Genomic DNA, 10,300 nt, shown 5'->3' with positions numbered 1-10,300 from the left:
GCATGGGATTAATAAAGCCGGGCTTGCTATTCGGGATGATGTTTAACATTAGTTTAATGGCGGCGGAGGGTTGTAGTGATATGGGCAAGAACACGACCTATAGCCAGCCGGATACGGAGACACTGTGGGGGGCAGAACAATTATTTTACGCGGTGTTACGCCAACCGTTGGCCGATAATTGGTCGGATAAACTGGCCGCGTCAGGCTTAACGCGGTGTGACGACGCCCCCATTTCTGAAATTCGCCTGGACGGTGCTAAGCAGGGCTGGGGATACTACCGCATAGCAACGGCGTCGGCTTCTAACTTAATTATGCAGGCGCCACATCAATTCTATGACAGTGACACCGGTGAAATTGCTCGTCTGCTCTTTGCCGAACACGACTTCCTGGCGCTAGGCTTAAACAGCAGTAATCGCCACAGTGATTCCGATGTTGTCTCGGCAGATTTGGCGCATCTACCCCGTAGCCATTTCACTGCCATGGCGAGAGCTGCAGTCTTGGCAAAGGCCAATACAGTGCTTGTGCAAGTTCATGGTTTTGCCAAAGCAAAGCGCCAAGTCGCAAATCAAGGGGTCGATTTAATTGTGAGCAATGGCACTGCTCGCAGTACTTCGACATTGCATACGCTTAGCCAGTGTGTGCAGGAGCACACTGGTCTGATGGCGGAGGTATACCCAGACCAAATTAATGAGCTGGGCGCGACCACCAATACTGTGGGTAAGACAATGCGAGCGATGCACAGTCGCGGCTTTTTGCATTTGGAATTGTCGCGAAATGCGCGTCAGCTGTTACGTGATGACCGCAACGTCCGAGCGCAGCTCTATGAATGTTTGAGTTCCTATGCGCGTTAATGTGTGGTTTTTACTAGCGCTGCTAGTGGTGCCGGTGGGCGCTACTGCCGACGTGGCTCAAGATTATTATCAGCATCTTTATGGCGACTATTTGCGCTGGACGGAGGTGGGGACGCTGCAGGCTTCTGCATACCCACCCGTGGCTCAGCACAGTGCGGGCGATGGTGAGTGTCGTCTTGCGCCGGAGGCTTCACGAAGCGCTGACCCGACGTTTAAAACAGGTGGTGGCGTCGAGGCCAGTGAGGCGCGCAATACTTTATTAGTCGCCAGCGAAAATGCGCAATGGCTGCGTTTGCGCAATGGCGATCAGCCTATTCGTATTCGTGTGATGCGTAGCCAAGATGGCCTGTTGTTTGCTGAGAATGAAATTGTAGCGCTGGCCAAGCATCAGCAGTATTTCATCGCGCTTAGCGGTAGCGCCTTTATACAGCTCGCTCAGGTTTTTTCGGAGACTGAGCCGCTAAACCGAGAATTAACGCATGGCTGTTTAGACAATCGTCTGTCGGTTTGGCTGGGTAAGCCTGCGTCATTACCTGACATACTGCAGCGTAGGGAGGTTTATCTCGACGCTAGCGCAAAGGCGGTATGGCTGCACGGCAGTAGTGGCGAGCGGCAGCACTACCAGCTAAGCCCCGCGCAAGAATTGTCGCGTATTGCCGTACCCGAACTGGAATTTCCTCACCTGGAATTGCGTTTGCCGCTCCCGCTAGGGCGTGCCGCCGATCTTGATATTAAATGGCGTATAAAGGGCGGTGAGTGGCAGACACAGACATTTACAGCGCGCTTGGATCACCGTCAAGCATGGCGTGGCAGTCACAAACAGTGGCTGTTATTGAGTGAGCGTATTGAATTGGCTCTGCCAATTGATAAGGCTCAGACTGCCGAGCTAGAGCTTGTTAGCAGCAGCGCCGTTTATTTGCGGGTCACCGGCGCCGCAAAAGATGATTTTGTGTTTCAACGCAAAAATGATCCTCGTCGTGTTGCGGCGCTAGCACTGCCGGGAACCCAGCAACGGCTCGCCGAGGAGCTGCTTGCCCAAGCCGCAGACGACAGTGCTTATTGGGATCAATCCGCCGCGCGGATATTAAGCGATGATCAAGCCTATCCCCTAGGTTGGAAGCGCTATTTTCGTGTCTTACCGCCGCAAACTGCGGGTCTTGCCAGTCAACGGCGCTGGTTAGTACCTTATGCGCAGCAGCTTGGTAAGCAGGGCGGGCTCGCGGTGTTTGCCGGCATAAGCCAGCCGCCCTACTGGCATAGCGCGGCACTTAAGTCTGTTGACCGCCAAGAGATATTTGCGATACCTGCAGGGGGGCGAGCGCGCTTTAATTTGCCGACACCGACAACGAGCCGCAATTTACGGGTGTCGATTGCACTTAATTCGGTGAGTCAAAAATTGCGCTATACCAGCGCGCAGCGAAACATACCGCTAAAGGTTCTCAGTACTGCTGGTGTGAAGACCGCGTGGTCGGAGGCCATGATGCAAAACGCCTTGGTCAATACGCGCCTTGCTGATGAGCATATTGCGGTAGCACGCTATCAGTGGCGGCTTAGCGCGGATGAAGAGCAATTTCAAATCGAAAATAAAGGCGCTGAAACAGCGTATATCAGCGTGGAGTATGAGGTAGCTAAGCCTAAGCCGCTTAGTGAGCAAGCGTTTCTAGGTTTGCTGGACTCGGTATCGGCGACGGCAGTACTTGATTGGCTGCGGGCGGATGCAATAGCACCGAGTTTGCCAGCGCCCTTGGCGAGAGACTTACAGACCCTGCGAACGGATTTACATCGCGCCCGCGACCAGTGGTTGGCCAGCACGGCAACGTCGCGGGAACTCAATGCCGCTCGCAATCGCTTTTACCAGGAGCAAGCGCAGATGGCGGCGCAAGTGAGCGGCCCGAGTCTGAGCGAATTTATCGACGCCAACCGTCGAGTGAATTCAGAAAATAGTGCAGTTGCTATTGCGGCCTTAGCTGAGCGCAATAACATATTAATTGCGATGGCCGAGCACAGTTTGGCACAGTCCTTATTAAAATTTGAATTGCTCAACGGCGGAGATGCATTAAGTAAAGCCGCGAGTGAGATCTTACGACAAGGCTTCAGTGACGCAGGCGATAGCGACGCCCTCGATATGTTGGCAATAGTGACGTTTCTTCAGCGCGGCGATGCGCGTTCCGCAAGTGCAGTAATCCATTATTTGTTTAAAAATGGTCAAAGTGGCGATGCACTGCGACTTGCGCTAGCGTGGCAGCGAAGTGAGGCCAGTGGGGTAGAGGCCGGGGCGGAAAGCGAGGCGACTAATGCCTTAAATGTAAATCAACAGCTCATTGCCGACGTGCTGCTTCGTGCCGCAGTGGAAGAGGGCTGGCAAGACACCTTCAACACTAGGCTTAACGCTTTGTCGACGGACGCGGCGGAGTATTGGCAGGCGTATGCATTAGTGAGTGAAGGGCAGTTTACGGAAGCGCGCCAGCACGCAAAGGGGCTCGCTGGGGTAGCGGCTGGGCAGTTACGCGAACTGTTAAGCGATAGTGAACCACCACAGCGAGATCGCGCGCTGATGGCGCTGCCCGAGCGCTCACGCTGGACGCGCTGGCTGGCGATAGATAGTGCTCAGAATGGGCGTGCCTATTTGCAGCGTGTTGATCGTATCGGCGAGGATGATCCCTACCATCGCTACCGTATCAGTGAATCTAATTCACTGCGTTATTCCTTGCGGGGTGATCGCCACTTACGATTGGAAATACGTGTGGTGCACGACAACGCAGAGGCGAGATTAGACCGCTGGTTACGTTTGCGCATTAATAAGCAATGGTATCGCGTGCCAGTGCTTGGCAGCGTGGCCAGTACTACCCATGTCCTAGGACAAACCCCGTCGCCCAGTGGGGAGTACCCAGGTCAGCGGTATTTTGTGAATATTGAGTGGCATGGCGAAGGTGAACTCGAATTACTGAGTGACCACGGGGCGGTATTGGCACAATTGCAGGAGTCTAATTTTGCGATAGCGCCATTGCGCCAAAACGCCTTGGGCCTGCCTTGCCGTGACCAGCGGCAAGTTTATATTGATCACGCCATAAGTCATGTTAATCGTGGTAAGACGTCGCCGGTATCCGCGCCGCTGGCGCTGCAGATTAGCGCTTTTTGCCAGCCGCGATTTAGCGATGCGGGCAATGCACGTGCAGACGTAGCGGTTTGGCCGGCGATTACGGAATCGCAAATTGCTGAGGCGACGCAGCCGTTGCTCAGTCTATTAACCACGAATTACGAAGCCGGTGTGCAACTGGCAACGCAGCAATTGCAGGCCAAATTGCTGGCCGCCATTTTTCATGTGCGCCACGGTGGCGTTATCCCTGAGGCGAACTTTGCGTCCTTACAAGCGGGTGCCTATGCGCGGCGCGAGCATGACGAAGTGGCAAATTTACTGGCTATGCTCAATGACAGCAGTGAATGGCGTAAAGAAGAAACGATTTTAAGTATGGCTGGTAGTGTTAAGTTGGCGCGCAGTTGGCCTGCGGTATCTGAGTCAGCGGGACTGCGTCGCGTGGTAACAAACACCCTGCCAGAGCGCATGGAGTTGCGAGGTGGCGACAGTCTTGCCGTCTATATTGATGCCCCGGCAGATTCGCGGTTGCGGCTGAGCCTGCGCGCAGTGACGCCGAGCTACCGTCGCGCCGTTCCCGCAAAATTAACCCTGGGGCTTGATGAGCAAACCCTCGCGCAACTGGTGCTGGGAGAGCAAGATATCGTTCGCGAATTCCCCTTGCCAGAGGGTGAGCACCGCGTGGTAATGGCCTTTGTGGATCCGCTGCGCCAGCATCTTGCGAGCGTTAAAATTGAATATTTACGTGCTGGCCAGTGGATCAGTGTTGACGAAGAGCGTGAAACCCGCGTGTTGGCGGCTAGTGCTGCGGCACCGCTGAGAATGTATATTCACGATGCAAGTTGGCTGCGTATAGACCACTTTAGTAAAGACAGAGTCGAGCGCAAATACCTGCTTCATCCGGGTGGCGAGCTCAATGTCGCCGCCGCATTTAAGCTTCAGGGCGGCTTATTTCGGGTGCATTCCCGTCGCCAATTAAATACGCGCACAGCGGCTGCGCCGCAATTGCCCGATTATCGGTTTTATCAGCCGGCAATGACGGTGACACAAGAAGTTGAAAGGGTGCTGGGTGACGTTAATATTACTGGTTTGGGTCTTGGCTTATTTGATGAGCCGCCACGATACGCCAGTTGGGCCACACTTGGCGGCTACACCAAATACAGCGAACGCAGTGTCCTTGGCTTACAGACCGACGCTGAGCAGCAGCGCGCAGTGGAATTGGGCGTGCGCGTGCGTAAGAAACTGGACGATTGGGAGCATGCTTATTGGCGCAGTGATGTGTTTGAACGCCGCGTCGATAGCGGCAGTTCTTCTATCGGCAGTGAGAACTGGTTAGATATTTACCCCAGCGGTAGGCCATGGACTGCGCACCTTAAAATGGACGCTTATTACCAGCAAAGCGATGTTAGCCAGTTAGATCAGGCGTGGTCTGTGAACGGTGATTTTACGCTGAAAATACCTCGAAATTTTAATTATAAAACGCGCTTAACTCATGAGTTCAGTGTGTTCGCGCATGAGTTGAGTCTTGATTTAGCGGATATTCAACGTATTGATACTAACGCAATGGATTTTGATGTTTTTAATCGCTATCGCGACACCCATCGCGACGGTTGGCGCTATCAGTTGGCGCTAGACTATGCGCCTTATCGCGACGGACTATTACAAAGTGAATTGACGCTGACGGGGAATCAGCATAGCGATGATGACGTGGGTGATAGCGTAAGAGGGGGTGTGACATGGCAGCAGTTATATGGCAATTGGAAAATTGACCTCGACTACAGCCTTAGCCAGTACCTCGCCGACAGCGATCGGCCACACGCCTATTTGCAGCAAGCTGCCGGTGTGGCCCTTGAGCGCGTCTGGTGGCTGTCGCGCTGGCGCTGGCATGCACGAGCGTATTTACGGGTTAACGATGGCAGTGGTGGTCCCGAAGCCGGATTCGAGCTGAGTTTAGATGCTCACCATCGGCGCGGTTTAACGGATTACAGCCCACGGGAAACCGTTTTCAGAGATTTGCGAGTGTTGCGCTATCGCTACCAGCGTGATGGCCTAGGTGTAATGGAATAGCGCAATGAAAAAACAATTGAAGGCCATTGAACAATTACTGCTAAGCCAATTATCGGCAATCGATAAGCCGATCTATAGCCAGCCGGTAACGGAACTCGCACGCGTATTTTTAAATCAATTCGATGTAAAGGCCGATATTTTAAATTTACCCGATTTGCGGCTGCGAATATTAGAATTATTGATAAAGGAATTAGAGGCTGTAGAGCGCAATATCAATCAGCAAGAAAATTGGTATGCGGTTTTTTTAAAGGAGTATCAGTCTGCTACATCGGAAGCAGATGCCCGTTATCATATTGCCTTGTACCTTAACAAACTTGGCTGCAGTCGACGTCAAGTACGGGGTGATTTACGGGCTCTTTCGCGTTGGTTTGGGGTGGAGGCAATACGCGACCGTTACTTGAAGCGCTTGTCAGAACTAGAGCAAAAGGCGGTAATGCTTTGTAATTTACTTGCGGGCTTGTTTGTAGAAAATGCCAGTAATAATGAGGGAGAGGTGATTCAGGCGCATTGGCGGCGCCTAGATATTGAGGGGCATACCTTGGCCTATTGTACCCACCGTCGAAGCCGACGCTTGGTGCAAGCGGCGTTTGATTGCTTGTCAAAAAGTTTACGCACTCTGCCTGCGGAGAATTTACCGTTACAGGCAGATACCCTTAGTTATATATATCAAATTTGCCAAGATCAACGTCGCTCGGTATGGCTGCAATGCGAGGCATTGAGCGTTATTGCCTTTGTTCAGCCTGAATACTTTGCCAGTGCGGTAAGACTTCGCCTCCAGGATACCCTGAGCACGGATGCGATATTCTATCGCTATCGCGTGGTGTCGGTACTCTGTGAACATTTTCAGCGCATTCCTGAAGCGCGTGCCTTGCTTAGCGATATTCCAAATGATTCAAGCGGCTTTGTGCGTCAGGCATTAATTAATGGGCTACTGTCATTACCAAGTGATTTTGTTGCGGAGTTGTTACCTCGCTTCGCTGCGGATCACGATTCCGCGGTGCGGATGGAGTTGGTGCTTTCCCTGCCTCAACTCGCCGATAAAGTAAGCGCTACGTATTTACTGTCTATTTTGCTTGAGCGTTTACAGGCAGAGGAAAACGAACTGCTGCTTCGTGCATGGATTGAATACTGCCCGCAGTTATTTAGACAGCTACAAGAAACTGCCCGTGACGATAGCAATTATGACACGCTGCGCGATGCACTGAGTGAGCTCAATCAACATCACACTCTCACGAGTATCCGGCGTTTTGCCGCCATTGGTCGCGAGGAGTTGTGGGCGATTCACGGTGCGCCGTCACTGTTAACGCATTTACAAAATGGCGCCAATTCACTGGCTATGCACGATAGCGTTCGACTAAAAATTCCTGCTGGCAGTGATCGGGAGGAATTGGGGCGGGCGCTGGCGCTGATTGGTCGTAAGCGCCATGGTTTAGATGCCCGCGTGTCTAAAAATTCAGTGCTGTTAACAGCGGGCTATAAAGAAAAGTTGCGTTTCTGGCGGGTCATTCATGAAGCTCGCCACCCGGCGACAGATAAGCGTCAAAACTACCCTCACTGGCGCGGTAAGGTCTTTAGCGGTGTTGATTACGCACCGCCTGAAGGCCTCTGTGAAATGAGTCCGACGACTGTGCCGGGCGAGCCGCTTTACATCGATGACGAGGGTGGTTGGCGACCGTGGTTGCCACTGCCGGATCAGCTGATTTCGGCGCTGGATAGCAGCTGGCCAACGAAGACGCTTTGTATTTACACGGCGGAGGGAATTACTGAGCTGGTGCCGCCTAATAGCGTGTGGCAACGCACTCGGGCGAAACTCATGCTGAGTTGGAAATTTGCGCATTACGCGGCATTGCGCAATGCTCAAAATCAACAAGATCCTCGCCGCTATTTAGAGGCCGTGACTGCACTTGGTTTTACCGTGCGGATAAAGGCATATAGCGAGTGGCCGCGACAGTCTGCGCCAGTCGATTCCCGGGTTAAGCGCTTCTTCCCCGCCTTTGTTCCTGTGCCGGTGGTGTTAGATGAATATTTACTTTCCGCGCAGCAGTACTTGTACTCGGTCTACCATAATACGCTAAGTCAGTTGGCCGTGTTTTGCTTTGTGTTTGCCGCAGGTTTTTTCTCTAGGCACTTGGCCATGGGGGTCATAATGCGGCGGGCGCGGCAGCGTTTGCCGCTGGTGATCGGCGGCTGGGGCTCGCGGGGAAAATCGGGTACTGAGCGTTTAAAGGCCGCCTTGGTAAACGGTTTGGGTTACTCCATTGTGTCCAAGACTACCGGCTGCGAGGCGATGTTTTTATATGCGCCAGCGAATGCGCCAATGAAGGAACTATTTTTATTTCGACCCTATGATAAAGCCACTATTTGGGAGCAGGTTAACCTGGTTAGGATGGCCGCTAAGTTGGGCGCCAACACCTTTCTTTGGGAGTGTATGGGCTTAACCCCTCGCTATATTGAAATACTGCAGCAGCAGTGGATGCGCGATGATATTTCCACGGTAACCAATTGCTACCCTGACCACGAAGATTTGCAGGGGCCGTCGGGTATTGAGATACCCAAGGTAATGCAAAAATTTGTGCCGCGTAATGCGGTCATGCTGACGACTGAAGTCAGTATGTTGCCCCTGCTTGAAGACGCAGCCAAGGCAAAAAATACGGAATTACACTATATCGATTATCGGCAAGCGGCGCGTATTCCCAAGGACATACTCACCCGCTTCCCCTATGAAGAACACCCCAACAATATTGCGCTAGTGGCGACTATGGCCGAGACGTTAGGGATTCCTCGGGATTTTTCGTACAAAGAAATGGCCGACAATATGGTGCCAGATATTGGGGTGCTCAAGGTGTTTCCGCCAGCCCAAGTGCGAGGGCGGAGCTTGAGTTTTATTAATGGTATGTCGGCCAATGAGCGCTTGGCGTCGTTAAGTAATTGGCGCAGGCTCAGCTTTGATAAACACAGTCTGGCGGTCGACCCTCAAATTTGGGTGAGTACCTTAATTAATAACCGCGCCGATCGCGTATCGCGATCGAAGGTGTTTGCTGCACTTATTGCAGAGGAGCTTAGCGCTGATCGACATATTTTGATTGGCGATAATTTGGATGGTCTGCAAAATTATTTGCACAGCGCGTGGCTAGCGTATATTGAGCAAACAATGCAGGCGGTGGATCTTGTTACTGCCGGCGCCCGCTTAGTCTCGATTGCGAAGCGATTAAGAGTGCCGCAATATTTTGTTGAAGTGCAGGGACGGTTAGTTGCAATGCTGGAGGGGCTAGGCTTAACGGAGCTTGCCGCTAAAGCAAAAGACCTAGGTGACTGCGCCGCGCTTCGCGATTTAATAACGGCCAATCACTTTGACTATAGCGCTGAAGTTAATCAACAGTTTGAATACGATGCTAGACGCTTAGAAGAATTTGTGACCTGCGCGCAAAGTCACGATATAAGCAGTATTAGCCAGCAACTTGGCGATTGGTTTATAGAGAGTATTGTTGTTTTAGACGATTTTCATGCCGACGGTAATGACGTTGTTAATATGATTATCGACAACACTCCACCGGGTTTGTCTAATCGCTTAATGGGTATGCAAAATATCAAAGGCACGGGTTTGGATTTTGTATACAAATGTCAGGCCTGGGATAAATATTATGCCCTGGGCGAAATGATACGAAGTGGTGTATTAGAAAATGCGCTGCCAGCCCTGCGGAATTTGGCCGGTGCAACGCATTATGATGTGCTCGAACAGGAGTATTTAATCGCTTTGCTGGAGGATGCTGACGGTCGCCCCGAGCTGCAAAATGAAGAGAGCCAAGTAGAGTTGCAACGCGCAAAACGCGTTTTGAAAGAGAGCCTTCCAGCAGCGCGCGGTGAGGAGAGTGATGGCGATGCGGATCGTCGCCACCCACTACTGCTTTGGTTGATTGATATAGTCGAGTCTGTGCTCGACGCTGGTGAAGCGATTAAACGGCGCAAAAAAGCGGATTTAATTTACCGTGAACTCATTAATGAACGCATTAGTTATGAGCGCGCTGCAGTAGAATTACGCAAGCTCACGCGAGATCAAAAAGGCGGGTGGCTGCGCGGTAATGATTAAGCCGGGGCGCAGGCTGAAAAATAAAAAACATAGGCGTCATGTGCTTAAAATAGGTGTAATTACGAATTAAATAGATGGTCGCGGGGCTGTTAGACGCTGCGTGTGTTAACTTATTTGTGTGAGACGGACCGCAAATAAATATAAATTTTTCCCTACATTTTAATTCACATGGTTTTATGGTGCTTCATAGAGCATGGCGGG

The 10,300-nt window shown here is 51.9% G+C and carries 3 protein-coding genes; all 3 read left to right on the top strand.

Translation table 11 applies throughout. The features are described from left to right. Positions 1-2: 2 nt before the first annotated feature. The 3 genes from HNQ57_RS16870 to HNQ57_RS16860 are packed head-to-tail and all read left to right on the top strand — an operon-like array spanning position 3 to position 10,099. Complete coding sequence (locus tag HNQ57_RS16870; protein ID WP_184464976.1) at positions 3-851, top strand: hypothetical protein; 849 nt, start codon at positions 3-5, stop codon at positions 849-851. Next, a complete protein-coding gene (locus HNQ57_RS16865) occupies positions 841-6,012 on the top strand; it encodes a hypothetical protein (RefSeq protein WP_184464974.1) in 5,172 nt (1,723 codons plus the stop codon). Before HNQ57_RS16870 ends, HNQ57_RS16865 begins: the two co-directional genes overlap by 11 nt. Before the next feature lie 4 nt (positions 6,013-6,016). Beyond that, the gene (locus HNQ57_RS16860; RefSeq protein WP_184464972.1) at positions 6,017-10,099 is read left to right on the top strand and encodes a hypothetical protein; all 4,083 of its coding nucleotides are present in this window, start codon (positions 6,017-6,019) and stop codon (positions 10,097-10,099) included. The last annotated feature ends 201 nt before the right edge of the window (positions 10,100-10,300 follow it).

It is taken from the genome of Zhongshania antarctica (assembly GCF_014202945.1).
Taxonomy (GTDB): Bacteria; Pseudomonadota; Gammaproteobacteria; order Pseudomonadales; family Spongiibacteraceae; genus Spongiibacter; species Spongiibacter antarcticus.
This window is presented reverse-complemented; position numbering and strand designations above follow the sequence as displayed.